This is a genomic window from Roseomonas gilardii (assembly GCF_001941945.1).
Taxonomy (GTDB): Bacteria; Pseudomonadota; Alphaproteobacteria; order Acetobacterales; family Acetobacteraceae; genus Roseomonas.
The window spans coordinates 1,499,422-1,524,904 of the sequence record NZ_CP015583.1; the positions used below are offsets into that span (position 1 = coordinate 1,499,422).

21 protein-coding genes and 1 tRNA gene are annotated in these 25,483 nt (G+C 72.1%); 9 read left to right on the forward strand and 13 right to left on the reverse strand.

Translation table 11 applies throughout. The features are described 5' to 3' along the window. Positions 1-2 precede the first annotated feature (2 nt). Complete coding sequence (locus RGI145_RS06770) at positions 3-779, forward strand: alpha/beta fold hydrolase (RefSeq protein ID WP_083670493.1); 777 nt, start codon at positions 3-5, stop codon at positions 777-779. A gap of 58 nt (positions 780-837) precedes the next feature. After that, a complete protein-coding gene (locus tag RGI145_RS06775) occupies positions 838-1,236 on the forward strand; it encodes a methylglyoxal synthase (RefSeq protein WP_075799898.1) in 399 nt (132 codons plus the stop codon). Between the two features lie 23 nt (positions 1,237-1,259). On the opposite strand, the gene RGI145_RS06780 is transcribed toward RGI145_RS06775, so the two are convergent. After that, the gene (locus RGI145_RS06780) at positions 1,260-2,186 is read right to left on the reverse strand and encodes a LysR family transcriptional regulator (RefSeq protein ID WP_075797763.1); all 927 of its coding nucleotides are present in this window, start codon (positions 2,184-2,186) and stop codon (positions 1,260-1,262) included. An 83-nt stretch (positions 2,187-2,269) separates the two neighbouring features. Here RGI145_RS06780 and RGI145_RS06785 point away from each other — a divergent pair, with 83 nt between their 5' ends. Next, positions 2,270-3,019: a sulfite exporter TauE/SafE family protein gene (locus RGI145_RS06785; RefSeq protein WP_075797764.1), complete on the forward strand. Its 750-nt coding sequence runs from the start codon at positions 2,270-2,272 to the stop codon at positions 3,017-3,019. A gap of 24 nt (positions 3,020-3,043) precedes the next feature. On the opposite strand, the gene parE is transcribed toward RGI145_RS06785, so the two are convergent. From parE to RGI145_RS06800, 3 genes are all read right to left on the reverse strand, one after another. Further along, complete coding sequence (parE, locus tag RGI145_RS06790) at positions 3,044-5,017, reverse strand: DNA topoisomerase IV subunit B (RefSeq protein WP_075797765.1); 1,974 nt, start codon at positions 5,015-5,017, stop codon at positions 3,044-3,046. A 236-nt stretch (positions 5,018-5,253) separates the two neighbouring features. Then, positions 5,254-5,784 (reverse strand): DNA starvation/stationary phase protection protein Dps, encoded by a 531-nt coding sequence (dps, locus tag RGI145_RS06795; protein WP_075797766.1) that lies wholly within the window; start codon positions 5,782-5,784, stop codon positions 5,254-5,256. 91 nt (positions 5,785-5,875) lie between these two features. Then, on the reverse strand, positions 5,876-7,471 hold the full coding sequence (locus tag RGI145_RS06800; RefSeq protein ID WP_075797767.1) for an MFS transporter: 1,596 nt from the start codon (positions 7,469-7,471) through the stop codon (positions 5,876-5,878). Between the two features lie 369 nt (positions 7,472-7,840). On the opposite strand from RGI145_RS06800, the gene RGI145_RS06805 reads away from it, so the two are divergent. After that, positions 7,841-9,082 carry a polyhydroxyalkanoate depolymerase gene (locus RGI145_RS06805; protein ID WP_075797768.1) on the forward strand — a complete coding sequence of 414 codons (1,242 nt, stop codon included), beginning with the start codon at positions 7,841-7,843 and terminating at the stop codon, positions 9,080-9,082. Between the two features lie 74 nt (positions 9,083-9,156). Here RGI145_RS06805 and RGI145_RS06810 read toward each other — a convergent pair whose 3' ends face one another. From RGI145_RS06810 to RGI145_RS06830, 5 genes are all read right to left on the reverse strand, one after another. Beyond that, positions 9,157-10,449 (reverse strand): NCS2 family permease, encoded by a 1,293-nt coding sequence (locus tag RGI145_RS06810; protein ID WP_208863941.1) that lies wholly within the window; start codon positions 10,447-10,449, stop codon positions 9,157-9,159. Positions 10,450-10,589: 140 nt separating this feature from the next. After that, a complete protein-coding gene (locus tag RGI145_RS06815) occupies positions 10,590-13,226 on the reverse strand; it encodes an HWE histidine kinase domain-containing protein (RefSeq protein WP_156878456.1) in 2,637 nt (878 codons plus the stop codon). Continuing rightward, positions 13,223-13,846, reverse strand: a complete 624-nt coding sequence (locus RGI145_RS06820) for a biliverdin-producing heme oxygenase (RefSeq protein ID WP_075797770.1) — start codon at positions 13,844-13,846, stop codon at positions 13,223-13,225. Before RGI145_RS06820 ends, RGI145_RS06815 begins: the two co-directional genes overlap by 4 nt. Positions 13,847-14,057: 211 nt before the next feature. Next, the gene (gene glnA, locus RGI145_RS06825; protein ID WP_075797771.1) at positions 14,058-15,500 is read right to left on the reverse strand and encodes a type I glutamate--ammonia ligase; all 1,443 of its coding nucleotides are present in this window, start codon (positions 15,498-15,500) and stop codon (positions 14,058-14,060) included. A gap of 134 nt (positions 15,501-15,634) precedes the next feature. Beyond that, a complete protein-coding gene (locus RGI145_RS06830; RefSeq protein ID WP_027279742.1) occupies positions 15,635-15,973 on the reverse strand; it encodes a P-II family nitrogen regulator in 339 nt (112 codons plus the stop codon). 457 nt (positions 15,974-16,430) lie between these two features. Between RGI145_RS06830 and RGI145_RS06835 the strand changes: the two genes are divergently transcribed. The 5 genes from RGI145_RS06835 (at position 16,431) to RGI145_RS06855 (ending at position 20,779) form a co-directional block, all read left to right on the forward strand. After that, complete coding sequence (locus RGI145_RS06835; RefSeq protein ID WP_075797772.1) at positions 16,431-17,669, forward strand: aminotransferase; 1,239 nt, start codon at positions 16,431-16,433, stop codon at positions 17,667-17,669. Between the two features lie 99 nt (positions 17,670-17,768). Beyond that, positions 17,769-17,844, forward strand: a tRNA-His gene (locus RGI145_RS06840). A gap of 97 nt (positions 17,845-17,941) precedes the next feature. Continuing rightward, positions 17,942-19,150, forward strand: coding sequence for a 5-demethoxyubiquinol-8 5-hydroxylase UbiM (gene ubiM / locus RGI145_RS06845; protein WP_075797773.1), 1,209 nt, complete (start codon positions 17,942-17,944; stop codon positions 19,148-19,150). After that, positions 19,150-19,677, forward strand: coding sequence for a histidine phosphatase family protein (locus RGI145_RS06850; RefSeq protein ID WP_075797774.1), 528 nt, complete (start codon positions 19,150-19,152; stop codon positions 19,675-19,677). The genes ubiM and RGI145_RS06850 overlap by 1 nt, the downstream gene beginning before the upstream one ends. An 85-nt stretch (positions 19,678-19,762) precedes the next feature. Beyond that, positions 19,763-20,779 carry a Bug family tripartite tricarboxylate transporter substrate binding protein gene (locus tag RGI145_RS06855; RefSeq protein ID WP_208863942.1) on the forward strand — a complete coding sequence of 339 codons (1,017 nt, stop codon included), beginning with the start codon at positions 19,763-19,765 and terminating at the stop codon, positions 20,777-20,779. Here RGI145_RS06855 and RGI145_RS06860 read toward each other — a convergent pair. The 4 genes from RGI145_RS06860 to RGI145_RS06875 are packed head-to-tail and all read right to left on the reverse strand — an operon-like array spanning position 20,766 to position 25,338. Further along, positions 20,766-22,172: a GDSL-type esterase/lipase family protein gene (locus RGI145_RS06860; RefSeq protein ID WP_075797775.1), complete on the reverse strand. Its 1,407-nt coding sequence runs from the start codon at positions 22,170-22,172 to the stop codon at positions 20,766-20,768. The genes RGI145_RS06855 and RGI145_RS06860 overlap by 14 nt on opposite strands. Positions 22,173-22,215: 43 nt before the next feature. Next, positions 22,216-22,998: an adenosylcobinamide-GDP ribazoletransferase gene (locus tag RGI145_RS06865; RefSeq protein WP_237183229.1), complete on the reverse strand. Its 783-nt coding sequence runs from the start codon at positions 22,996-22,998 to the stop codon at positions 22,216-22,218. Beyond that, on the reverse strand, positions 22,995-24,014 hold the full coding sequence (cobT, locus tag RGI145_RS06870; protein WP_075797776.1) for a nicotinate-nucleotide--dimethylbenzimidazole phosphoribosyltransferase: 1,020 nt from the start codon (positions 24,012-24,014) through the stop codon (positions 22,995-22,997). Before cobT ends, RGI145_RS06865 begins: the two co-directional genes overlap by 4 nt. A gap of 1 nt (position 24,015) precedes the next feature. Further along, positions 24,016-25,338, reverse strand: a complete 1,323-nt coding sequence (locus RGI145_RS06875) for a cobyrinate a,c-diamide synthase (protein WP_075797777.1) — start codon at positions 25,336-25,338, stop codon at positions 24,016-24,018. Positions 25,339-25,483: the final 145 nt, after the last annotated feature.

A 25,483-nucleotide genomic window follows, 5' to 3' on the forward strand; every position in this document is an offset into this window, starting at 1 on the left:
TGTTGAAAGCAAGGTTTTCGGCGCTGGACGGGCATTCCGGCATCGCCTATCGCCCGGGCGTGAGCACGCGCATCCCCCTTCTCCTGTTGCCCGGCCTGCTGAACGACGCCCGCCTCTGGCACCACCAGACGGAGGCCCTGGCCGGCATCGCCGAAAGCCGGGTCCCCGACATCAGCCTCGATGACAGCATGGCGGCCATCGCCGCCCGGGTGCTCGCCTCGGCCCCGGAGCGCTTCGCCCTCGCCGGCCTGTCGATGGGCGGCTACGTCTGCTTCGAGATCATGCGGCAGGCGCCGGAGCGCGTGCTGCGCCTCGCCCTCTTCGACACCTCGGCGCGTCCGGAGGCGCCCGAGCAGGAAAGGCGGCGGCGCGGGCTGATGTCGCTGACCCGGGGCAGCGCGCCGGACCGGTTCCGGGGCGTCACGCCGCGCCTGATGCCGCAGATCCTGCATCCCGACCATCTGGGCGAGGGCAGCGGAGGCAGGCTGGGGCAGTTGATCACCGACATGGCCATGGCGGTGGGGCGGGAGGGTTTCCTGCGGCAGCAGGCGGCGATCCTCGGGCGCCCGGACTCCCGCCCCGGCCTCGGCGCCATCAGGGTGCCGGCGCTGGTGGCGGTGGGGGAGGCGGATGCCATGACCCCGCCCGCCCTGTCGGAGGAGATCGCCGCCGGCATCCCTGGCGCCGCCCTGCACCGCGTGCCGCGCAGCGGCCACCTGCCGCCGCTGGAGAACCCGCCCGTGGTGAACGCGCTGATGCGGGACTGGCTGCTGGGCTGACGCCCGGCGACGGGCTGCGGCATGATGCGGGCCGTTCCCCGATCGGAGTCGCATGGCGATGAGCATCCTCGACCTCGCCCTGGTGGCGCATGACACCAAGAAGGACGCGCTGATCGCCTGGGCGGAGCGGCACCGCTCCCTGCTCTCCGGCCACCGCATCCTGGCCACCGGCACCACGGGCCAGAGGCTGAAGGAGGCCATCCCCGAGCTGAAGGTGGAGCGTGTGCTGAGCGGCCCTCTCGGGGGCGACCTCCAGATCGGCGCCCGCATCGCCGAGAAGCGGGTGGACGCGCTGATCTTCCTGATCGACCCCCTCTGGGCTCAGCCGCACGAGCCCGATGTGCGGGCGCTGATGCGCATCGCGGCGGTGCATGACGTGCCCATGGCCACCAACCTCAGCACCGCCGAGGCCCTGGTCGCCACCTGGCCGAAGGTGACGGTGCTGGCCGACGGCTGAACCGCCCCCGGGAGGGGGACGAATCACGCCGCTCCGCCCTCCGGGGCGGGGGTCTCCTCCGGGCCCGTGGCGATCAGGTGCTCCACCAGACGGCGGGCATGGACCGGCAGGGCGTCCAGCCGCCGAACGCAGAGCATGAGCCGGCGCAGGGCCCAGGGATCGGCCAGGGGGACGGCCGCCAGCGCCATCTCCCGCTGGCAGCGCCGCGCCACGATCTCCGGCAGCACGGCGATGCCCACCCCGGCCTCCACCATGCGGGCGAGGGCGGTGACGCCGCGCAGCCGGACCCGGAAGCGCGGCACATGGCCGAGGCGCGCCGCCTGCTGCGACAGATGCGCCGACAGGGCATTGCCGGCCGGCAGGCCGACGAAATCCTCCTCCAGCACCTCGGCGAAGCGGAGGACGGACCGCTCCGCCAGGGCATGGCCATGCGGCGCCACCACCACCAGCCGGTCGATGCGGAAGGGATGGGCCTCCAGCCCGCCGGTCCCGGCCTCCCCGGACAGGATGCCCGCCTCCGCCTCGCCCTGGGCGATGGCGGCGGCGATCTCCTGGCTGGGGCGTTCCTCCAGGTCGAGGTCGATGCCGGGATTGGCCGCCAGCCAGCCCGCCAGGGCGGCGGGCAGGTGCTCCTCGATGGCGGCGGTGTTGGACAGCAGGCGGACATGGCCGCGCAGCCCGCCCCGGGCATGGTCGCGCAACCCGCCGCGCAGCCGCTCCATCTCCTCCAGCACCCGGCGTGCATGGTGCAGCAGCGTCTGCCCCGCCGGGGTGGGGCGCACGCCGCGCCGGCCGCGTTCCAGCAGCGGCGCGCCGAGCGCCGTTTCCATACCCCGGACGCGGGCGCTGGCCGAGGCCAGCGCCAGGCCGACCCGTTCCGCCCCGGCGGTGATGCTGCCGCACTCGGCGATCGCCGCGAAGAGCCGGAGGTCGGTCAGGTCGAAATGCATGGACGCCTGCCTACGCCCAGGACGAAGGCTGCCTCAAGCATTCCCGCATTGTGGCAGGGCGGCGCGCGGATCAGCCTGCGGCCATGGACCTTCCCCTTTCCCTTCTCGCCGGCATCGCACCGGTGTTCCTCCTGGCCGGATTCACCAAGGGCGTGACCGGGCTGGGCCTGCCCACGGTCGGGATGGGTCTGCTCAGCCTGTTCATGGCGCCGGCCCAGGCTGCCACGCTGGTGATCCTGCCTTCGTTGCTGACGAATTTCTGGCAGATGACGGGGCACGCCTTGCCGGGGTTGCTGCGCCGCCTCTGGCCGATGCTGCTGGCGACCGTCCTGGGCTGCTGGGCCGGGCGCGGGGTGCTGACGGGGGGCTCCGCCTGGGTCGGGCAGGGGGCGCTGGGGTTCGTGCTGGTCGCCTATGCGCTGTTCGGCCTTTCGCCGCTGCGCCTGCCCTCCGTCCCACCCCGGCGGGAGGGGTGGCTCGGCCCGCTCGCCGGCTTCTGCACCGGGCTGCTCACCGCCGCCACCGGGGTCTTCGTGCTGCCGGCGGTGCCCTATCTCCAGGCCCTGTCGCTCGAACGCCCGGCGCTGATGCAGGCGCTCGGCCTGTCCTTCACCACCTCTACCCTGGCGCTGGCGGCGGTGCTGGCCGATGGCGGCGCGCTGGACGGTGCCGGGGCGACGGGCTCGGCCCTGGCGCTGCTGCCGGCTCTGCTCGGGATGGCGCTCGGGCAGTGGCTGCAGAAGCGGCTGCGCCCTGCGGTCTTCCGGCGGATCTTCTTCGGCGGGTTGCTGCTGCTCGGTGCCCATCTCCTCCTGCGCGGCCTGCTCGGCTGAGCAGACCGCATGGGAAGGGGAGCGTCAGGCGTCCACCGCCTCGACATCCAGCTTCGCGGCATTCTCCTGGATGAAGCGGAAGCGCAGCTCCGGCTTGCGGCCCATCAGCGCCTCCAGCAGCTCCGCCGTCTGGGCGCGCTCCTCGGGGGGCAGGACCACTTTGAGCAGGGTCCGCTTGCGCGGGTCCATGGTGGTCTCCTTCAGCGACATGGGCGGCATCTCGCCCAGGCCCTTGAAGCGGCTGACCTCGACCTTCTGGCTCGGCTTGAAGCTTCGCTTCCGCACCCGCTCCAGGTCCGCGTCGTCGCGGGCATAGACGGAGACGGCGCCGGATTGCAGCCGGTAGAGCGGCGGCTGCGCCAGGAAGACCCGGCCCTGCCGCACCAGCTCCGGCAGCTCCTTGTAGAAGAAGGTCATCAGCAGCGCGGCGATATGGGCGCCGTCCACATCGGCATCCGTCATGATGACGACGCGGCCATAGCGCAGGCGGTTCATGTCGAAGCGCTCGCCCGCGCCGCAGCCCAGGGCCTCGATCAGATCCTTCAGCTCCTGGTTGCCGCGCAGCTTGTCGGCGGAGGCCGAGGCGACGTTCAGGATCTTGCCGCGCAGCGGCAGCACCGCCTGGGTCTGGCGGTCCCGGGCCTGCTTGGCGGAACCGCCGGCCGAATCGCCCTCCACCAGGAACAGCTCGGTCGCCGCGGCATTCTCCAGCGAGCAGTCGGCGAGCTTGCCGGGCAGGCGCAGCCGCCGCGTCGCCGATTTGCGCGGCGTGTCCTTCTGCTCGCGCCGCCGCTGCCGCTCCTCGGCCCGCTCGATCGCCCAGGCGAGGAGGTTGTCCGCGTTGCGGGTGTCGCCGGTCAGCCAGTGGTCGAAATGGTCGCGCAGCCCCGCCTCGACCAGCTTCGCCGCCTCCGGCGAGGTCAGCTTGTCCTTGGTCTGGCCCTGGAACTGCGGGTCGCGGACGAAGACCGAGAGCATCCCGGCCAAGCCACCGAACAGGTCCTCGGCGGTGACCCCGCCGGCCCGCTTCTCCTTCTTCAGCTCGCCATAGGCGCGCAGGCCCTTCACCAGCGCGTTGCGCAACCCCGCCTCATGCGTGCCGCCCAGAGGCGTCGGGATGGTGTTGGCATAGGCGTTGAGGAAGCCGTCCCCATGTTCCAGCCAGGTCACCGCCCATTCGGCGCGGCCCTGGCCCTCGGGGAAGGAGACCTCGCCCGACCAGGGGGCGGGGACGACCGTGGCGCGGCTCTCCACGGCGGCCGCCAGGAAGTCCGAGAGGCCGCCCGGGAAATGCAGCGTGGCGGTGGCGGGGGTCTCGTCCTTGATCAGCTCCGGATCGCAGGACCAGCGGATCTCCACGCCTTTGTAGAGATAGGCCTTGGAACGGCAGAGCCGGTACAGGCGGGCGGGGGAGAAGAGCTGCTTGCCGAAGATCTCCTGGTCCGGCGTGAACCGGATCGTGGTCCCCCGCCGGTTGTGCACCGGGCCGGCATTCTTCAGCTTCGTGACCGGCTTGCCGCGCTCATAGGCCTGGGTGAACAGGGTGCGGTCGCGGGCGACCTCCACCTCCATGCGCTCGCTCAGCGCGTTCACCACCGAGGAGCCGACGCCGTGCAGCCCGCCCGAGGTGTCGTAGGCCTTGCCAGAGAACTTGCCGCCCGAATGCAGCGTGGTGAGGATCACCTCCAGCGCCGAGAGCTTCGGGAATTTCGGGTGCGGATCGACCGGGATGCCGCGCCCGTTGTCGCGAACGGTCAGGCGGTTGCCGGCTTCCAGCGCGACCTCGATGCGGTCGGCATGGCCGGCCACCGCTTCGTCCATGGAATTGTCGAGAATCTCCGCCGCCAGGTGGTGCAGCGCGTTCTCGTCGGTGCCGCCGATATACATGCCGGGGCGCCGGCGGACGGGCTCCAGCCCCTCCAGCACCTCGATATCCGCCGCGGAATAGCTCTGGTTTGCGGGCCCCTTCTGAGGGCGGCCGCCGAACAAGTCGTTCATGTTGTGTTCCGGTCCCCCGCCGGGAAAATAGGCCGTGTGGCAGGGAACCGCAAGTTTCGCGGGCGGTGGCGCGGCGATTTACCGGCTGGCGCTCGTCCAATGGCGCGTCCTCGGGGCACAGGCCCGATGACAGCAAAAACCCCTCCGCCCGGCCGGATGCCAGAGGGAGGGGTCTTGGTCTCCTGCGCCCCGGCGAAGGGGACGGCCAGCCGCCGGAGGTTCCAGCGGCCGCAGGCTCAGTTGCCGTGGCCCTGGAGGTGCGCCTCCAGCATCCAAAGCTTCTTGTCGATGTCGCGGGACAGCTCGGTCAGCAGGTCCGAGGTGTCGGCGTCGCCCGCATCGTCCGTCTCGTCGATGCCGTCGCGAAGCGCCTTGCCCACCATGGCATAGCGCTCGGACAGCTCCTTCACATGGCCGATGCTGTCCAGCAGATCGGCCGGGTAGGGCGGGAGGCGGGTGGTGCTGGCGAGGTTCTGGGTCGTGCCGTTCGCCACGCCGCCCAGCTGCACCAGCCGCTCGGCCAGGGCGTCGGTGCTCTCGTTCAGGTCGTTGTAGAAACCGTCCAGCATCTCATGCAGGCCGATGAAGTTCGTGCCCTTCAGGTTCCAGTGCGCCTGACGGGTGGCGTTGTAGAGGTCGATCGCGTCCGTCAGCAGCGCCTGGAGCGTGGTGAGCGAGACGTTCTTGGCGTTCTCGCCGACGCTGTTCCGGGTCGACCAGCGGGTGCCCGAATAACCCGTGTCACCCTTGCCCTGAGCCTTGGCCATGGAATCGACTCCTTAGGTGGTCCGATTGGATCTTTATCCGAAACGCCACGGCGTTCCGCTACCGCGCCAGCGCGTGGCGAGGATGAAGGTTTCAGGGCTCCAGGCTCAGGTATCGCCCCGCGAGTGCCGGCTCGCTGCCGCGGTGCAACGCCGCGGCGCGGGCCAGGATTGCGGCATCCGCATCGGTCATACGCCCGGCCTCCCGCAGGTGCTCCATCCACGACTCCATGGTCCAGAGCTCCACGAAGCGCTCCGGATGCGCGACATCCTCATAGAGCCGCCAGTTCACCGCCCCGGCCCGCATCCGCACGCCCCGGACCTCGCGCATGGCAGCCAGGAACTCGGCGCGGTCCACCTCGGGCACGAGGTAGCGGACCGACTCCATGACCGGCAGCGCATCGCGGGCCAGGACGGATGCCAGGCCGGGATCGGGGCTCTCGGGCGCGGGGTGCAGGATATCCGCGCCGGGCGGCGGCGGGGGCGGCGGGTTCTCCATCGGCAGGCGTTGCAACGCCCAGGCCCCGATGGCTCCGCCGATGCCGAATCCCGCCAGGGTCGCCGGGATGCCGAAGGCCTCGCCCGCCGCGCCGGACAGCACCGAACCCAGCGCCATCGCCCCGAAGGTGGCGACCTGGTAGAGCCCCATCGCCCGCGCCCGCACCCAGGACGGGGCGGAAAGCTGCGCCGAGGCGCCGAAGGTGCTGGCGGCCGAGATCCAGCAGGCGCCATAGACCAGCATGGCCAGAATCGCCGGCAGCCAGTGGCGCGACAGGCCCAGCACCACCAGCGCCGCGCCCATGGCGGTGGTGCCCAGCACCACCAGGGTGGAGAAGCTCATCCGGCTGCGCAGGGAGGGGAGCAGGAAGCCGGCGCAGACCGCGCCGGTCCCCATTGCCGCCAGCATCAGCCCATAGGCCTCCGGCCCCAGGCCGAGCTGGCGCCGCACCAGCAGCGGCAGCAGCCCCCAGATCGCCGCCCCGGCGAAGAAGGTGACGAGCGAGCGCAGGATCGTGCCGCGCAGCGCCGGGCTCGCCACCACGAAGCGGACGCCCGTGCGCATGGCGGAGAGGAAGTGCTCGTTGGGCAGGCGCCCCGCCGGGGCCTGCCGCCGCCACAGGAACAGCGCCACCACCAGGACCATCACGCAGGCGGCGTTCAGGGCGAAGGTCGCCTGCGGCCCCGCCATGCCCATCAGCAGTCCGCCCAGCGCCGGCCCCAGGGCACGGGCGAGGTTGAAGCCGATACCGTTCAGCACGATGGCCTGGGCCAGGTCGGCGCGCGGCACCAGTTCCGGCGTCACGGCGGAAAAGGCCGGGAAGTTGATGGCCGAGCCGATGCCCAGCGCGAAGGTCAGCGCCAGCAACCCCCAGGGGCCGATCACGCCCACAGCCGCCAGCAGGCAGAGCAGCAGGGCGGAGAAGCACATCCAGAGCTGCGCCCCGATCAGGAAGCGCCGCCGGTCGAGGATATCGGCCAGCGCCCCGGCCGGCATGGCCAGCAGGAAGACCGGCAGCAGGCTCGCCGTCTGCACCAGGGCGACCATGCCGGGGCGGCCGTCCAGGATGGTCATCAGCCAGCCCGCGCCCGTGTTCTGCACCCACAGCCCCATGTTGCTGAACAGGGTCGCGGTCCACAGCAGCCGGAAATTCGGATGGCGCAGGGGTTGGAAGGCGGCGGGCAGAGGCATGGGACTCGGGGGGACCGGCTTCTTCTGGCTTGGACGGAGAACCGGCTTAGCCCGCCGGGCGGGGCGGCGCGACCCGACGCTGACGTGAAGGGAGAGGCACTAAGGGCACGGCCCGGGGGGGCGGAACAGGGCGATGGCGGGGGAGAAGCCCCCACGAACCGGGTGGCTTGCCATGCAGCCCCTTGCATAGGGGGCGGGGAGGCGTACCATATTTTGATACACGCGGCGCATCCGCCAGTAACCGCGTGCGTTCATTGCGTACACCATTCGTCCAGTATGACGAGCGATAGTCACGGACAAGAAAAGCAACCGCAGCGTGTTCCGCGACGATCCTTGACGACACGGCAATGCAGGGAGAGTGCCAGAACCATGTTCTATGACGCCTACCAGGCGCAGCAGGATATCCTTGCGCCTTTCCAGGGCTTCGCGCGCGGAAGCAGCCGGCTTCTCCGCCAGTTCGACGAGGCCGTGCCGGGCGTCTTCCCCCTGCGCCACTGGGCCGCGATGTTCGACATCCTGGGCGGGGCGCGGACCACGCATGAGCGCCCCCCCTTCGGCTTCACCTCGGTCCAGGTCGATGGCGAGAGCGTCGCCGTGACCGAGGAGGCGGTGCACGCCATGCCCTTCGGCACCCTCCTGCGCTTCCGCAAGGACACGAAGCGGAAGCAGACGCCGGTGCTGCTGGTCGCTCCGATGTCCGGACACTTCGCCACCCTGCTGCGCGGCACCGTGGCGACGATGCTGCCGGACTATGACGTCCATATCACCGACTGGCACAATGCCCGTGAGGTCCCCGTCAGCGCGGGTTCCTTCGGCTTCGACGGCTTCGTCGCGCACATCAGCGCCTTCCTGCGGGCGATGGGCCCGGGCGCGCATGTGGTGGCCGTCTGCCAGCCCGCCGTGCCGGTACTGGCCGCCGCCGCGCTGATGGCGGAGGAACGCGACCCCGCCCGGCCGCGCAGCCTGACGCTGATGGCCGGGCCGATCGACACCCGCGTCAACCCGACTTCCGTGAACGAGCTCGCGACCTCCCGCCCCATCTCCTGGTTCGAGCAGCACCTGATCTCCACCGTCCCCTGGCGCTTCGCCGGGGCCGGGCGCCATGTCTATCCCGGCGTGCTGCAGCTCACCGCCTTCCTGAACATGAACATGGACCGGCACGTGAAGGCCTATGCCGACCAGTTCCGACACATCGTGTCGGGGGAGGAAGAGGCGGCCACCGCGCATCGCCGGTTCTATGACGAATATCTGGCGGTGATGGACCTGCCGGCGGAATTCTACCTGGAAACGGTGAAGATCGTGTTCCAGGACCATTCCCTGCCGCTGGGCAAACTGACCGTCGGCGGCCGCCTGGTCCGGCCCGAGCTGATCCAGGACATGTCGATCCTGACGGTCGAGGCGGAGCGGGACGACATCTGCTCCGTCGGCCAGACGGCGGCGGCGCTCGATCTCTGCTCCAGCCTGCCGGCGGAGCGGAAGCGCAACCATGTCCAGAAGGGCGTCGGCCATTACGGCGTCTTCAACGGGCGCCGCTGGAGCACCGAGATCTATCCGATGGTACGCGAGACCATCGAATCCGCGAACCGCGCGGCGGAGGCTGCCGCCGCCTGATCCGACCCGCACCGGACCCAAGGGCGGGGGCGGCCGGGGGGGGCATCATGCCACCCCCGGCCGCCCCGCGCGTTTCAGCCTGCGCCCATCCAGAACTTCACCGCCGAAAGCGCGGCGATCAGCCACACCGCGCCGGACACCTGCCCCGCCTTGCCGGCCAGCAGCTTGATGACCGCATAGGTGATGAAGCCGATGCCGATCCCCGAGGCGATCGAGAAGGTGAGCGGCATGGACAGCGCGGTGATGATGGCGGGCGCGTAGTCCGTGATGTCCTCCCAGTCCAGGTCGCGCAGCGACTTCGCCATCAGGCAGGCGACGAAGACCAGCGCGGGCGCCGTGGCATATCCCGGGATGGAGGTGGCCAGCGGCGCCAGGAACAGCGTCAGCAGGAACAGCACCGCCACGGTCAGGGCGGTGAGCCCCGTGCGCCCCCCGGCCTGGATGCCGGCCGCGCTCTCGATATAGCTGGTGGTGGTGGAGGTGCCGAGCACGGAGCCGATGATGGCGCCGCCGCTATCGGCGAGCAGCGCGCGGCCGAGGCGCGGCACGGAACCGTCCGGCCGCATCAGCCCGGCGCGGTGCGTGGTGCCGATCAGCGTGCCCGCATTGTCCAGCAGGTCCACGATGAAGAAGGTGAACACGATCCCCGCCACGCCCAGGCCGATGGCGCCGGGGATGTCGAGTTGCAGGAAGGTCGGCGCCAGCGAGGGCGGAAGCGACACCACGCCATGGAAGGTGGTCAGCCCGAAGGGAATGCCGAGCAGCGCCGTGACGAGGATGCCGATGATGATCCCGCCCGGCACGTTGCGCGCGACCATGCCGGCGATCAGCAGGAAGCCCAGGCAGGAGAGCAGCACCTTCGGCTCCGCCACATGGCCCAGCCCGACCATGGTGGCCGGGTTCGCCACCACCAGCCCCATGCCCTGCAGCCCGATGATGCCCAGGAAGAAACCGATCCCGGCGGCGATGCCGAGCTTCAGCGAGAGCGGGATGGTGTTGATCAGCCATTCCCGGATCCGCAGCACCGACACCGCGAGGAAGATGAGGCCCGACAGGAAGACGGCGCCCAGCGCCACCTGCCAGGGGATGTGCATGCCGCCCACCACGGCGAAGGCGAAATAGGCGTTCAACCCCATCCCCGGCGCCAGGGCGATGGGATAGTTGGCCAGCAACCCCATCAGCGCCGAGCCGATGGCGGCGGCGAGGCAGGTGGCGACGAAGGACGCCCCCTGGTCGATGCCGGCGGCGGCCATGATGTTGGGATTGACCACGACGATATAGACCATCGTCAGGAAGGTGGCGAAGCCCGCCATGATCTCCGTGCGCGGCGTGGTGCCGTGCTCGCGCAGCCGGAAAAAGGATTCCACAGTCCCGATTCCCCCTCGGTGTGATCCGTCATGTTTCCACGCCGGCAAAGACGGGGGGAAGCAAGCGCGATGCCGCCGGTCGCGCGGGCCGTTCCGGCGGCTCAGCCATTCGGCTCAGCCCCCCGGTTCAACCCCCCGGCTCAGTCCCCTGGCCCACCGGCCGGCGGGCGGTCGCGCAGCAGGGCGACGATGCAGAGCTGGATGTCGTCGGTACCATAGGGCTTGCCCAGCACCGTGGTGCCCCGGAACCGCTCGGGCACGATGGTGGCAGCGTCGAAGCCGGTGGTGAACAGGAAGGGGATCCCCCGCTCCGCCAGGACATCGGCCACTGGGAAGACGCTTTCCCCGTCGAGGTCCACATCCAGCAGCGCGGCATCGATCCGTGACGAGACGGCGAGGCGGATCGCCTGGGCCAGCGCGGCGGCGGGGCCGACGACCACGGCGCCCCCATCCTCCAGCGCGCGGCTCACCTGCATGGCCACCAGCGCGGCATCCTCCACCACCAGGATGCGGCGCCCGGCGATGGTGCCCGGGGCCGGATCGGGCCGGCGCGGCGCGGCGGTGGGCGAGGCGGGCGCGCTTTCCACCAGCTGCTTCAGCGGGATGGTCACCGCGCAGCGCAGCCCGGCCGGATCGAAGTTGAGCTTCGCCTGGCCGCCGAGCTCATAGGAGAGGCCACGTTCCACCACGGTCGAGCCGAAGCCGCGGCGGCGCGGCGGCTGCACCGGCGGGCCGCCGCTTTCCACCCAGTGCAGGATGATGCGCTCGCCATCCATGTTCCAAGTGACCGCGACCTGTCCCTCCGGCACCGACAGCCCGCCGTATTTCGCGGCATTCGTCGCCAGCTCGTGCAAGGCGAGGCTCAGCGCCAGCGCTGCCTTCGGCTTCAGCCGGACCTCCGGCCCCGCGACGGTGACGCGCTGCTCGCTGGCGTTGCGATAGGGACGGAGCTCCTCCTCCGCCAGGGCCCGCAGGTCCGCCCCCTCCCAGCGCGTGCTGGTCAGCAGGCTGTGCGCCACCGCCATGGCGCGGATGCGCCGGTCGAAGTCGTGGACGAAGCCTTCCAGGTTGCCGGCGCCGCTCTTGGTGTGGCGCACCAGGGCCTGGATATTGGCCAGGGTGTTCTTCACCCGGTGGTCCAGCTCCGCCATCAGCAGGTCCTGCTGCGCCCGGGCGCGCCCGCGCTCCTCGGAGGCGTCCTCGATCCGGCGCAGCACCACCTCCAGCAGGCTGAGCTGCAGCGCCTGCGCCGCCTCGATCTCCACCGCCCGCCAGGGCCTGGCGCGGCCATGCACCGTCTCGGTCCAGGTGTCGAAGGAGGCGCGGGGCGAAAGCTGCCCGGGTCCGGCGCCCGGTTCCACCGGCTTGTCCGGGTTGCCCGCCCAGTGGAGCGTCCGCACCATCTCCGGCCGGAACCAGAGGATATAGTCCTGGGGCGCGCGGCTCACCGAGAGGGCGAGGACGCCGCTGGCGACATCGGCGAATTCCCGGGCCGGGGGATAGAGCTCCGGCAGGCGGTCCAGCGCCACGATCCGCTCCTCGACGGTGCCGCGCAGCCATTCCACCAGGCCGTTGACCTGCTCCCGCGTCGGGGTCTGGCCAGCCGTGGCGTATCGTCCCGAGGCCAGCACCGCCACGCCGCCCGCCTCCAGGTAGTCGAGCAGGTTCGGCCGCTGGCGGATCAGCCCCTCGCCGAGTTCCTCCTCCTGCGCCATGACCTGCTCCAGGTGCTCGTGCACCCGGCGCATGCGCAGCGCATCCTCGTGGTTCTCCCGCTGCTCCAGCGTTTCGAGCTGCAGCGAGAACATCTGGGCGAAGAGCTCGCAGGCCGCGCGCATGGCGACGGGCAGGTGCCAGGCGGTCCGGTGGTGGCAGGCGATGAGCCCCCAGAGCCGCCCGCCCTGCTGGATGGACAGGGACATGGAGGCCTGCACGCCCATGTTCCGCAGATACTGCAGATGGATCGGGGAGACCGCGCGCAGCGAGCAATCGGACATGTCCAGCGCCTCGCCCGTCCTCGGGCTGAGCGCCGGCATGAGCGGCTCCGGGATATAGTGCGCGTCCGGGATCAGCCGCATCCAGTTGCGCAGGTAGAGGGCGCGGGCCTGCTTCGGGATGTCCGAGGCGGGGAAGTGGAGGCCGAGATAGGAGCCGGTCCCTTCCGCCCTGGCTTCCGCCACGACGCAGCCCGTGTCGTCGGGCTCGAAGCGGTACACCATCACGCGGTCGAAGCCGGTCATGTCGCGGATCGTCGCCGCCGCCGCCTCGCAGTACTGCCGGGCGGTCGCGGCACCCTGGAGGCTGGCGATCATGCCCTGGACCAGGGCTAGCGTGTCGTCCTGGCGCACCGGGCCCGGCACGCCCCGGGGCTCGATCTCCACGATGATCCCGGCGGGGCTGTCGCGGCCCTGGAGGTCGAAGAAGCGTCCCGGCCGCAGCTCCACCCCGCTCAGCAGCCGGGCGCCCGCGGGAAGGCGGGGCAGGCAGGGCTCCTGCGGGGCGGGGGCCGGGGCGCAAAGCGCCTGGATGACGCCGGGCGGCAGGAACCGGCCCGCCTCGACGCCCAGCGCCGCATCCAGCGGGACGCCCAGGAGATGCTGCATGTCGCCGGCGGCCTGCAGGACCCGCAGCGTGTCCGGGTCCAGCACCAGCAGCAGCCCGTGGGGCTGGATGGAGGCCGGGACATGGATCGGCTCGCGGTCGCAGGTGCTCGTGTCCGGGCGGCCGGGCAGGGCGCGGAGGTCGGGCAACGGCAGGGAGGGCGAGGGCTGGCTCACGCCGGCGCCCCGGCCAGCGCGGCGCGGCCGGGTTCGTGCCGGGCCTCCATGGCGGAAAGCCAGGATTCCAGGCGGTGGAAACTGTCGCGGGCCGCGTCGCAGGCGCCCCCGGCATCCGTGCAATGGAGCGCCAGCGCCTGGCGGAAGCGCCGCCAGCTCTCGCCGACCGGCCGGCCCAGGCTGGCATGGAAGGACGCGCCGTGCTCCGGACCCAGGCCGAGCAAGGCCTCAGCCCGGCGCAGGATCACCTGCCCGCCGAGGGCGGAGCCTTCCAGCACGTAGAGAGCGCCGAAGGCGGCATCCCGTGTCGCGGGAGGAAGCGGGGAAGGGGCGAGGGGCAGGGCGTCCAGCTCCGCGGGCGGCAGGCCCAGGAAGCGGAGGTCGTTCCGCAGCAGCGGCACACGCCAGCGGGCCACGTCGGGCGCAAGGCCGGTGGCCTGCCAGTCGAAGCGGTCCAGCATCGCCTCCAGCGGCGCCACGATGCCCAGCATGGCCGAAAGGAAGCGCGCATAGGCCACCGGGGATGCCAGGTGCCTGTCCAGATCGATCCCGGCGTCGAGACGGGCGTGCAGGGTGGCGGTGGCGTCACGCAGCGCCGTCAGGACGTCCGCTGAGGTCAAGCAGCCGTTTCCAGGGTCACGATGCTTCCTCCAACGCAGTGTTTCACGGAGGATCGAAAATAGAGGTCCGTGGCCACGGCGCAAGGAGCGGGCGGGACCGGCTTCCGACAAGAACAGGCGAGCGGAAAGCACGAAGGGCGCCTCGCGGCGCCCTTCGCAAGCCCTGCTCCGCCAGCCGGGCCACCCGCATCGGGCGGCCCGGAACGCGGGTTCAGGCGGAGTAGTACATCTCGAACTCGACCGGGTGCGGCGTGTGCTCGAAGCGATAGACCTCGTTCCACTTCAGATCGATGTAGCTCTCGATCTGCTCCCGCGAGAAGACGTCGCCCGCGAGCAGGAACTCGTGGTCGGCCGCCAGGCTCTCCAGCGCTTCGCGCAGCGAGCCGCACACCGTCGGGATGTCCTTCAGCTCCTCCGGCGGCAGGTCGTACAGGTCCTTGTCCATCGGCTCGCCCGGATGGATCTTGTTCTTGATCCCGTCCATTGCCGCCATGGTGAGGGCCGCGAAGGAGAGGTAGGGGTTCGCGGTCGGATCGGGGAAGCGGACCTCGACGCGCTTGGCCTTCGGGCTGGTGGTGTAGGGGATACGGCAGGAGGCCGAGCGGTTGCGCGCCGAGTAGGCGAGCAGCACGGGGGCCTCGAAGCCCGGGATCAGGCGCTTGTAGGAATTGGTGGACGGGTTGGTGAAGGCGTTGATCGCCTTGGCGTGCTTGATGATGCCGCCAATGGCGAACAGGCACATCTCCGACAGGTCGGCATAGCCGTTGCCCGCGAACATGGGCTTCCCGTCCTTCCAGATGGACAGGTGGGTGTGCATGCCCGAGCCGTTGTCGCCATAGATCGGCTTCGGCATGAAGGTCGCGGTCTTGCCGTAGCTGTGGGCGACGTTTTGGACGCAGTACTTGTAGATCTGCATCTGGTCGGCCATCGTCACCAGCTTGCCGAACCGCGTGCCCAGCTCGTGCTGCGACTGCGCCACCTCGTGGTGGTGCTTCTCGCCCGGCAGGCCCATCTCGATCATGGTCGAGAGCATCTCGGCGCGCAGGTCCATCTCGCTATCGACCGGCGGGACGGGGAAGTAGCCGCCCTTCACCAGCGGGCGGTGGCCCATGTTGCCCTCGGGGTAGTCCTTCATGTTGGCGCCGGGGCCTTCGATGCTCTCCAGCCTGTAGTGGCCGAAGTTGCCGCCGGTGCCGAACTTGACGTCGTCGAACACGAAGAACTCGGCCTCGGCGCCGACCAGCACGGTGTCGCCCACGCCGGAGGCGGCGACATAGGCCTCGGCCTTCTTGGCGGTGCCGCGCGGGTCACGGCCATAGGCCTGGCCGGTCGAGGGCTCGATGATGTCGCAGAAGAGGATCAGCTGCGGCTTGGCCGAGAACGGGTCCATGCAGGCATTGGCCGTGTCCGGCATCAGGATCATGTCGGACTCGTTGATCGCCTTCCAGCCGGCGATCGAGGAGCCGTCGAACATGATCCCGTCCGTGAAGACCTCTTCCGAGACGGTCGAGACGTGCTGGGCCGTGTGCTGCCACTTGCCCTTCGGATCGGTGAAGCGGAAGTCCACGTACTCGACGGAGTTCTCCTTGATCATGTCCATGACCCTGGAAACGCCGTCCGGGACCCCCGGGGCTGCTGCGGGCTTCTTCGCCATCGTGTCCTGATCCTGTTCCCTAGAACGTGGCAGTCACTTCGCGGGCCGTCCGGCCCACGTTTCGCCGGCCGCCGGCCCCGGCGGGTCCCCTCGGGACACCCACCCCGGAGCCGGTCGCCCGGAATCTCGCTATGTCAGACGGCGTCCTCGCCGCGCTCCCCGGTCCGGATGCGGATCACCTCCTGCACGTCGGACACGAAGATCTTGCCGTCGCCGATCCGCCCCGTGCGGGCGGCGGCGGTGATGGCCTCGATGGCGCGCTCCACCAGGTCGTCGGGGCAGATCACCTCGATCTTCACCTTGGGGAGGAAATCCACCACGTACTCGGCGCCGCGGTAGAGCTCCGTATGGCCCTTCTGGCGCCCGAAGCCCTTGGCCTCCACGACCGTCAGGCCCTGGAGCCCGATCTCATGGAGGGCGTCCTTCACCTCGTCGAGCTTGAAGGGCTTGATGATGGCCTCGATCTTCTTCATCGGCTCCGCCGTCCCGTTTCCCCGCGCCGCCTGACGGCACGAGGGCCGTTTCCCCTCGCGATCGCCGGCCTTGTCCTGCCGGCGCTGGCCCGCGACACGGGCGTACCCGGTGTTGCACGGCCCGTGCCGCGCGGGCAATGGCCGTGGCGAGCGGTTTTCACCGCTCCCGCTCCCGGAATGCGCCATCCCCGGCGGCATTCTGCCTGTTTTGGCGGCAGATGCCACCAGGGACCATGGTTGCGCCGCCGTGCCGGGGGTCCCATTATCCTTCCGGGCCTGGAAACCCGCGCGGCAAACCCGGCATGGCGCCGGGCCGGACCGCCGCGCCGGATTCGGGCCGCCGCATCCCCAGGCCCCCGCGCCGGGGCCCGTTTCCGGGCCCGCCGCCGCGACGGGTCCCGTGAGAATCGGGAGCACCCCGCCGGGCCTCCCCATCAGAGACGAAGCGCATCCACAGATGAAGCCCCCAGGCCAAGCCCAGAACGCCGGATCGAAGGTCGCCCGGCCCCAGAACACCCTGCTTTCGGCCACCGGCACCACGGTCTTCACCGTCATGTCGGCACTGGCGGCGCAGCACGGGGCGATCAACCTCGGCCAGGGCTTTCCGGACGAGGAAGGGCCGGCGGATGTGGTGCGGGCCGCGGCCGACGCGCTGCTCGACAACCGCAACCAGTACCCGCCGCTGACCGGCGTGCCCGAGCTGCGGGAGGCCGTGGCGGCCGCGAACCGCCGCTTCTACGGGCTGGAGATCGACCCGGCGGCGGAGGTGGTCGTCACCTCCGGCGCCACCGAGGCGATCACCGCCTGCCTGATGGCGCTGCTCGACCCGGGCGACGAGGTGGTGCTGATCGAGCCGCTCTACGACACCTACCTGCCGGTGGTGCGGATGCTGGGCGCGGTACCGAAGCTGGTGCGCCTCGCCCCGCCGAAATGGGAGCTGCCGCGCGCCGAGCTGGCCGCCGCCTTCGGGCCGAAGACCAAGGCGATCCTGCTCAACAGCCCGATGAACCCCGCCGGCAAGGTCTTCACCGCCGCCGAGCTCGCCTTCATCGCGGAGCTGGTGCAGCGCCACGACGCCTATGCGGTCTGCGACGAGGTCTACGAGCACCTGACCTTCGACGGCTGGAAGCACATCCCGCTGATGACCCTGCCCGGCATGCGCGAACGCTGCCTGCGCATCGGCTCGGCCGGCAAGACCTTCAGCCTGACCGGCTGGAAGGTGGGCTACATCACCTGCGACCGCTCCGTGGCGCCGAACGTGGCCAAGGCGCACCAGCTCCTGACCTTCACCACCCCACCGAACCTGCAGCGCGCGGTGGCGCTGGGGCTGGGCAAGGAGGATGCGTATTTCGAGGGCCTGTCCGGCGGGCTCCAGGCCAGGCGCGACCATCTCGCGGCGGGGCTGGAGCGGCTGGGCTTCGGCGTTCTGCCCGCCATGGGCTCCTACTTCATCACCGCCGATTTCCGGCCGCTGGGCTTCGCCGGGGACGACGTGGCCTTCTGCCGCCACATCACCGAGGCCGCGCGGGTGACGGCGATCCCCGTCAGCGCCTTCTATGCCGGGCCGGACGCGCCCAGCCACTATGCCCGCTTCGCCTTCTGCAAGCGGCTGGAGGTGCTGGACGAGGCCCTGGCGCGGCTGGAGGCCTGGAAGGCCGGGCGCGAGCAGGCGGGCGGCAAGGCGCGGGTGGTCTAGAACGGAGGGGAGGGGAGGCGGCGGGGGGCGTGCCAAACTTCGCGCGCGACCCCCGTTGACGACGCCACGGACGGGCCTTACACCGCGCCACACCGTGTGGCGGCCTTAGCTCAGTCGGTAGAGCGCCAGGTTGTGGTCTTGGATGTCACGGGTTCGAATCCCGTAGGTCGCCCCACCCTTCTCCCCCTCATGCGACGTTGATCCATCGGGATGCTCCCCGGGCCGCTCCGGCCGGGACAGGAACATCCGGCGATCCGGGGGTTGAGCGTAAGATGCAGTTCGACGTGGCGATCGTGGGCGGCGGGCCGGTGGGCCTCGCCTTCGCGCGGGAAATGGCCGGCAGCGGACTGTCGCTTGCCGTGATCGAGACGCAGCCCGAGGCGCGGCTGGCCGACCCGGGTTTCGACGGGCGCGAGATCGCGCTCACCCATCTCTCGCAGGACCTGATGCGCGCCCTGGGCGCCTGGGACCACCTGCCCGCCGGTGCCGCCTCGGCGCTGCGCGAGGCCCGGGTGCTGAACGGCGGCTCCCCCTATGCCCTGCATTTCGATGTGTCCGACCGGGCCGAGGCCGCGCTGGGCCAGCTCGTGCCGAACCACCTGATCCGCCGCGCGCTCTTCGCGGCGACGCGGGGGCAGGCGGGGCTGACGCTGCTGGCCGGCACCAGCGTCACCGGCGCCACGATCACCCGCCAGGGCGCCCGCCTGGCGCTGGCCGATGGGCGGGAGGTCGCGGCGAAGCTGGTGGTGGCGGCGGACACGCGCTTCTCGCCGTTGCGCAAGGCGCAGCGGATCGAGGCCGACGTCACGGATTTCGCGAAATCCATGCTGGTCTGCCGCCTGGAGCATGAGGGCGAGCACGGGCATGTCGCGACCGAGTGGTTCGACAACGACCAGACCATCGCCATGCTGCCGCTGAACGGCCGCTGCTCCTCGGCGGTGATCACCCTGCCCAAGCCGGAGATCGAGCGTCTGGCCGCCCTGGACGGCACCGCCTTCTCCGCCGAGGTGACCGAGCGCTACCGGAACCGTCTCGGCGCGATGCGCCTGGTCAGCAGCCGCCACACCTACCCGCTGGTCACCACCTATGCCCGCCGCTTCGTGGCGCCCCGCTTCGCCCTGATCGGCGACGCGGCGGTGGGGATGCACCCGGTGACGGCGCATGGCTTCAACCTCGGCCTGCGCGGCGCGCACACGCTGGCGGAGGAGCTGCGCGGCGCCCTGGCGCGCGGCGCGGACCTCGCCCGGGCGGAGGCGCTGGACGCACCGCTCGCGGCCTATGAGAGCCGGCACCGCCGCGCGACCTGGCCGCTCTATACGGGGACCAACCTGCTGGCGAAGCTCTACACGGACGAACGCGCCCCGGCGCGCCTCGCCCGCCATGCCGCGCTGCGCCTGGGCAACCGGCTGACCCCCTTCAAGCACCTCATCCGCGGCATGCTCATGGAAAGCGACGGGCCGCGCCCTTCCAGCCGGGGGTGATGCGCCTGCTGCTGGTCCGCCACCTGCCCGTCCCGGACGGGGCGGGACGCTGCTACGGCAGGCTCGACCTCCCGGCGCGCGCGGCGACGGCGGCGGAACTGGCCGCCATGCGCGACCAAACCTCCCGGCTGAGCCAGCCCATCCTGCTGAGCAGCCCGGCCCGGCGCTGCCGCGACCTCGCACGGCATCTCGGCCCGGCGCCGCGCCTGGAACCCCGGCTGCGGGAGCTGGATTTCGGCGCCTGGGAAGGCCTGCCCTGGGATGCCGTGCCCCGCGCGGCGCTGGACGCCTGGGCGGCCGATCCCACCGGCTTCACCCCCCCGGGCGGCGAAGGCATGGCCGACTTCCTCGCGCGCCTGGGCGCCCTGGCCGATACGCTACGCGAGGCGGGCCGGGACGCCGTGCTGGTGACCCATGGCGGACCGATGCGGGTGCTGCCCGCGCTGCTGCGGGGGGCGGCGCCGGACCTCCTCGCCCCCGCGCCGGGCTTCGGCACGACGCTGCGGGTGGAACTGCCCGGAGCCTGAGGCGCGTGGGCTTTTCGCCCCTTGCCCTCCGCCCGCTTCTCGCCTTCGCTCTCCGGCAGAAGAAGAACCTGCCGGAAACCCGTCCATGTCCCTTGTCCCGCGCCGCCGCGCGCTGCGTTCCGCCCTGGCCACGATCTCCCTGGCCATGATTCCCCTGGCGACCGCCCTGCCGCCGCTGGCCTCGCCCGCCCATGCCCAGGCCGCCTGGCCGGACCGTCCCTTGCGGCTGATCCTCCCCTACACACCCGGCGGCGGCACGGATTCCGTCGCCCGCGCCCTGGGCGCGCGCCTCCACACCGCGCTGGGCCAGGCCGTGGTGGTGGAGAACCGTCCGGGCGCGGGCGGCAACCTCTCGACCGAGCTGGTGGCGACCGCGAAGCCGGATGGCTACACGCTGCTGATGGGCAACCAGGGTCCCATGACGGTGAACCCGACCCTGTTCGGCAAGACGCTGAAGGTCGATCCGCTCGCCGCGCTGGACCCGGTGGCGATGGTGGCGGAAACGCAGCTCGTGCTGGTGGCCGGCCCCGGCACGAAGGCGGCGGACCTCGCCTCGCTGCTCGACGAGGCCCGGGCGAAGAAAGGCGAGCTGAACTACGCCTCGCCCGGCAACGGCTCGGCCGGGCACCTCGCCATGGCCCTGCTGTTGCAACAGGCGGGCGTGGAGGCGGTGCACTTCCCCTTCAAGGGCGCGGCGCCCGGCCTGACCGACGTGGCGGCGGGCCATATGGCGGTGATGATCAGCACGCTGCCCTCCGTGCTGGGCCTGGTGCAGGGCGGGGCGCTGCGGGCCCTGGCGGTGACCGGCGACAAGCGTTCCCCGGCCCTCCCGGATGTGCCGGCGGTATCCGAGACCCTGCCCGGCTACCGGGTCACCGCCTGGTACGGGATCCTGGTGCCGCATGGCACGCCGGAGCCGGTGCGGGCGCGGCTGGAAGGCGCGATCCTCGGCAGCCTTGACGCACCGGACCTCGCGGAGAGCCTGCGCAAGGAGGGGGCGGACCCCTATCCGATGCCCGGCGACGCCTTCCGCCGCTTCATGGAGGGCGAGCGGACGCGCTGGGCCAAGGTGATCGAGGTGGCGAGGATCACCGCGGACTGACCGGTCTCCCGGGAGGCGCCGGCAGGAGCGCGTCCAGCGGCACCGCCTCCGCCATGGCGAGGTAGCCGGCCCGGTTCGGGTGCAGCCCATCCCCCGCGCCGCCCGCCGTGCTGCCCGGCACCATCTCCGGCCGCAGCCCGCCCGTGGCCGGGTCCAGCGTGGCGCGGTCGAAATCCGCCACCGCGTCGAACAGGCCGGAATGCCGGATGGCCTCGTTGACCGCCCGCCGGCGCGCATCCTGCTCCGCGCCGCCATGGGCAGGGTTGGTGCTGGCCAGGGCCGAGGTGAGGGTGGCGCCCACCAGCCGCACCCCGGGAAGGCCGGCCCGCAGCCGCCGGGCGCCCTCCCGCATCCCCGCCACCACCGTCTCCGGCGTGACGCCGCTGCCGCGCGCCAGGTCGTTGATTCCCAGCGCCCAGATCACCGCACGCACGCCGGACAGGCGGATCACATCCCGCTCCAGCCGTTCCAGCCCTGGCGGGCCGCCGGGCCAGGGGGCGCCGGGGCCGTAGCCCTCCGGCCCCAGGATGCGGTTGCCGTTGATCCCTGCATTCACCACAGAAACCGGCCCGCCATGCGCGGCGCCCAGGCGGCGGGCCAGCACATCCGGCCAGCGGTCATCGCCGTTCAGTGTGGCGCCCACGCCATCGGTGATGGAATCGCCCAATGCCACGACCACGGGCAGACCGGGCGGAGCCTGCATGTCCACCGCGTCGAGGAAGAACCAGGAGGTGGTGGAAAAGGGAAAGCCGCCCTCATCCTCCCGCTCCCCCAGCGATCCGCCCCCAGGCGCGGAGAGATAGGAAGTCTGGAGCGCCGTGGCGTGCCAGGTCATCGGCCCGCTCGGCCCGGCGATATGGAAGGAAACCGCCAGCTTGCGCCCTTCCAGCAACGCGGGCGGCGGATCGCTGAAGGGCAGGGGGACAGGATCGGACCAGGCCTCGCCCCCCGGGGGGATCGAGACGCGCCGCCCGCCCCCGAAGCGCACCGGCTGGTTGCTCCCCGGCAGCAGCGCGGCCCCGCCGGACTGCACCCCCGCCCAGGCATCCCCGATCACCAGCGCCCGCGTACCGAAGGCATTGGAGAAGCGCAGCCGCAGGCGCGGCCCCCAGAAGCCGGGGCGCAGCACCATGCGGAAGCTCTGGTCGCGGGCGCCACCGGCCGGGTCCGGCAGGCTGCGCCCCTGCTCCGGCTGGGCGGAGGTGAAGCCCACCGGATAGGGGCCCTGTGCCGGGGCCGCCCAGACGGAGGCCCAGCCAGGGAGGGGTGAAGGCTGCGCCAGGGCCGGCCGGGCCAGACCCGGCCCGGTCAGGGGCGCGGCGGCCAGCGCCCGCAACACCCCGCGCCGCCGCAGGAACACCTGGGAAGGAAGGTCTCGTCCCGGATCGGCCATGCCGCAGCCTTCCATCCCGGGCGGCAGGCGGCAAGCCAGCGGATCAGCCAGGTCTCACCAGGCAGGCCGCCAGCAGGCTCAGCACCAGCGCCTCGGCCAGTTGCTCGCAGGCGCCCAGCACATCCCCCGTATGGCCACCCACCTGCCGCCGGGCCAGCCGCGCCATCGCCAGCGCGGCCAGTCCCGCGAGAAGGATGCCGCCCAGCGCCACCGGCAGCGGAAGCAGCGCCAGTCCCGGCAGCGCCGCCAGCGCCGCGCCGCCCGCCAGCAGCCCTCCCCCCGGCCGGCCGAGCAGCGCTGCCAGCCCATCCGGCCGCGCGGGCGGCGCCAGCGCCAGCACGCCCAGGATCGCGCCCCGCCCCAGCGCCCCGCTCACCACGAGCGACGCCACCATCGTCCCGGGCCCCGGCATCGCAGCCAGAGCGAGGCCCCGGATACCGAGGGACAGCGCCAGGGCCAGCACGCCATAGCTGCCGATCCGGCTGTCGCGCATGATCTCCAGCTTGCGCGCCCGGTCCCGCCCGCCGCCGAAGCCGTCGGCGGTGTCGGCCAGCCCGTCCTCGTGCAGCGCCCCGGTCAGCAACAGCAGCGCCGCCAGGGCCCAGGCCGCCGCGAGCCCGCCCGGCAGGCCCAGCCACAGCCCCAGCGCCCCCACCACGCCGCCGAGCAGCCCCACCAGCGCGCCGACCAACGGATAGGCCCAGACGCCGCCGGACAGATCCCCCCTCCAGCCCTTCCGCGCCAGGGCACCGGCCGGCAGCCGGGTCAGCACCATGGCGGCGCCCACCAGATCGTCCCGCAGCCGCCCGGCGAGGCGGCGGATCACGCCTCGCGGTCCGAAACCCCGGCCTCGGCGAAGGTGGCCATCCCGGCATGGCAGGCGAGCGCGGCACGAAGCAGCGGCACCGCCAGCGCGGCGCCGGATGCCTCGCCCAGCCGCAGGCCGAGATCGAGCAGCGGCTCCATCCCCAGCGCGGCGAGCAGCGTGGCGCAGCCGGCTTCGGCGGAACGGTGCGCCGCCCGGGCATGGTCCAGCCCATCACCGCGCAGCCGGGCCAGCGGCGCCACCGCGGCGAGGCAGACATAGCCGTCCAGCAGCACCGGCACGCCCCGCTGCCGGGCGGCCAGGGCGGCGCCGAGCATGGCCGCCGTCTCCCGCCCGCCCAGGGCGCGCGCGGCGTGCAGCGGGTCCCGCCGTGTCTCCGGATGGCGGGCCAGGGCGGCATCCACGGCGGCGCGCTTGCGGGCCAGCCCGGCATCGTCCACCCCCGTGCCGCGCCCGGCCCAGCGATGCCCGTCGCCGCCGAACAGGGCCGCGGCCAGGGCGGCGGCGGCGGTGGTGTTGCCGATGCCCATCTCGCCCAGGCACAGCAGTTCCGTTCCCGGCCGCAGGGCGGCATGGCCCATGGAGACGGCGGCCAGGAATTCGGCCTCCCCCATGGCCGGGCCTTCGGTGAAGTCCCCCGTCGGCGTGTCGAGCGCCAGCGGCACCACGCGCAGCTCCGCCCCGGCCAGCCGCGCGATCTGGTTGATGGCGGCGCCGCCCGCCGCATAGTTCGCCACCATCTGCGCCGTCACCGAGGGCGGATAGGGTGAGACGCCGCGCGCCACCACGCCATGATTGCCCGCGAAGACCAGCACCTCCACCCGGTCCAGCGCCGGCATGCCGCGCCGCTGCCAGCGCGCCATCCAGGCGGCCAGTTCCTCCAGGCGCCCGAGGCTGCCCGGCGGCTTGGTGAGCCTGGCCTGCCGCGCGGCCACCGCCCCGGCGGCGGCCTCGTCGCCTCCGGGCAGGTCCAGGCAGGCGGCACGGAGGGAGTCGAGGGTCGTGAAGGCGGTCATGTCATCCGTCGTCGCGGGCAATGGCGTGGAAGAAGCTGCCGCTGACCCGGCCGCGCCGCGCGCCCGAGGGCGGCAGCGGCTGGCCGAGCCCGTCGGTCAGGCTGGCGAAAGGCGCATCGGCGCCGGAATCCTCCACCGTGGCGTAATGGAACTCGTGCCCGCGCAGCACCGTCCCGGCGGGGCCGAGCGGCCCATCCGCCAGCAGCGTGGCGCGGCGATAGCCGAGGTTCATGCGGCGCTTCGCGAAGCTGGTGCGGTGGCCGAGCAGCCCCGCCATGGCGTGCCACTCGCCCGCCGCATCCCGCAGCGCCTCGCCCAGCACCATGAAGCCGCCGCACTCGCCATGGACAGGCCGCGTCCCGGCGAAGCGCCGCAGCCCCTCGCGGAAGCGTGTGGCGGCGGCGAGGGCAGGGGCATGCAACTCCGGATAACCGCCGGGCAGCCAGCAGGCATCACAGCCCTCCGGCGGCGCCTCGTCGGCCAGCGGGGAGAAGGGACGGATCTCCGCCCCCGCCGCCCGCCAGCCGTCGAGCAGGTGCGGATAGGCGAAGGAGAAGGCGGCATCCCGCGCCAGGGCGATGCGCTGTCCCGGCGGCGGAAGACCGGGGCCATCCACCATCTCCCCATCGGGCAGCGGCCCGGCCAGCGCCAGGATGCCATCGAGGTCCAGCGCCCCCCCCACCTCCCGCAGCCGCTCCAGCAGTGCCGGCAGCGTCCCGAGCTCCTGTGCCTGGACGAGGCCGAGATGCCGCTCCGGCAGGGCGATTGCCGCCTCCCGCATCAGGCAGCCCAGCACCGGCAGCCCGGTTTCCGCCATCTCCGCCTCCACCCCCGCCCGGTGCCGCGCGCTGGCGACGCGGTTCAGCACCACCCCCGCCACGCGCACCCCCGGTCGGTGCATGGCGAAGCCCCGTGCCACCGCCGCCGCCGATTGCGACTGCCCCGACACGTCCAGCACCAGCAGCACCGGCAGCCCCAGCGCCTCCGCCAGGTCGCCGCCGCTGCCCTGCCGCCCCGGCGGGCTGAGCGGCGAGGGCGCCAGCCCGTCGAACAGCCCCATCGAGGCCTCCACCAGCAGCAGCCCCGCCTCCCGCCCCGCCTGCGCCGCCATCGCCCGCAGCACCGGTGCCGGCATGGCCCAACTGTCCAGGTTGGGCGAAGGCCACCCCGTCACCGCCGCGTGGAAGGCCGGGTCGATATAGTCCGGCCCCGACTTCGCCGCCCGCACCGCCACGCCCCGCGCCCGCAGCGCCGCCAGCAGCGCCAGCGCCACCGTCGTCTTGCCCGAGCCCGAGCGCGGCGCCGCCAGGATCAGGCCCTTCATGGTGAAGGGTCCTGATGGTCGGGTCGGGGAACCGGGAGGCTCTGCCTCCCGGACCCTTTGCTGAAGAAGGGGCCGCTCAGGGGGATGGTATCCCCCCGAGACCCCGCCATGAGCGCTCCGCGAGGAGGGGGTGATGGCTGCCGGC

Excerpts from the sequence above, each read along its gene's own strand:
- parE (WP_075797765.1), bottom strand. The coding sequence starts at position 5,017 with ATGAACGACTTGTTCGGCGGCCGCCCTCAGAAGGGGCCCGCAAACCAG.
- dps (WP_075797766.1), bottom strand. The coding sequence starts at position 5,784 with ATGGCCAAGGCTCAGGGCAAGGGTGACACGGGTTATTCGGGCACCCGC.
- RGI145_RS06860 (WP_075797775.1), bottom strand. The coding sequence starts at position 22,172 with ATGGCCGATCCGGGACGAGACCTTCCTTCCCAGGTGTTCCTGCGGCGG.
- glnA (WP_075797771.1), bottom strand. The coding sequence starts at position 15,500 with ATGGCGAAGAAGCCCGCAGCAGCCCCGGGGGTCCCGGACGGCGTTTCC.
- RGI145_RS06855 (WP_208863942.1), top strand. The coding sequence starts at position 19,763 with ATGTCCCTTGTCCCGCGCCGCCGCGCGCTGCGTTCCGCCCTGGCCACG.
- cobT (WP_075797776.1), bottom strand. The coding sequence starts at position 24,014 with ATGACCGCCTTCACGACCCTCGACTCCCTCCGTGCCGCCTGCCTGGAC.
- RGI145_RS06780 (WP_075797763.1), bottom strand. The coding sequence starts at position 2,186 with ATGCATTTCGACCTGACCGACCTCCGGCTCTTCGCGGCGATCGCCGAG.
- RGI145_RS06805 (WP_075797768.1), top strand. The coding sequence starts at position 7,841 with ATGTTCTATGACGCCTACCAGGCGCAGCAGGATATCCTTGCGCCTTTC.
- RGI145_RS06875 (WP_075797777.1), bottom strand. The coding sequence starts at position 25,338 with ATGAAGGGCCTGATCCTGGCGGCGCCGCGCTCGGGCTCGGGCAAGACG.
- RGI145_RS06800 (WP_075797767.1), bottom strand. The coding sequence starts at position 7,471 with ATGCCTCTGCCCGCCGCCTTCCAACCCCTGCGCCATCCGAATTTCCGG.
- RGI145_RS06835 (WP_075797772.1), top strand. The coding sequence starts at position 16,431 with ATGAAGCCCCCAGGCCAAGCCCAGAACGCCGGATCGAAGGTCGCCCGG.
- RGI145_RS06775 (WP_075799898.1), top strand. The coding sequence starts at position 838 with ATGAGCATCCTCGACCTCGCCCTGGTGGCGCATGACACCAAGAAGGAC.
- RGI145_RS06830 (WP_027279742.1), bottom strand. The coding sequence starts at position 15,973 with ATGAAGAAGATCGAGGCCATCATCAAGCCCTTCAAGCTCGACGAGGTG.
- ubiM (WP_075797773.1), top strand. The coding sequence starts at position 17,942 with ATGCAGTTCGACGTGGCGATCGTGGGCGGCGGGCCGGTGGGCCTCGCC.
- RGI145_RS06850 (WP_075797774.1), top strand. The coding sequence starts at position 19,150 with ATGCGCCTGCTGCTGGTCCGCCACCTGCCCGTCCCGGACGGGGCGGGA.
- RGI145_RS06785 (WP_075797764.1), top strand. The coding sequence starts at position 2,270 with ATGGACCTTCCCCTTTCCCTTCTCGCCGGCATCGCACCGGTGTTCCTC.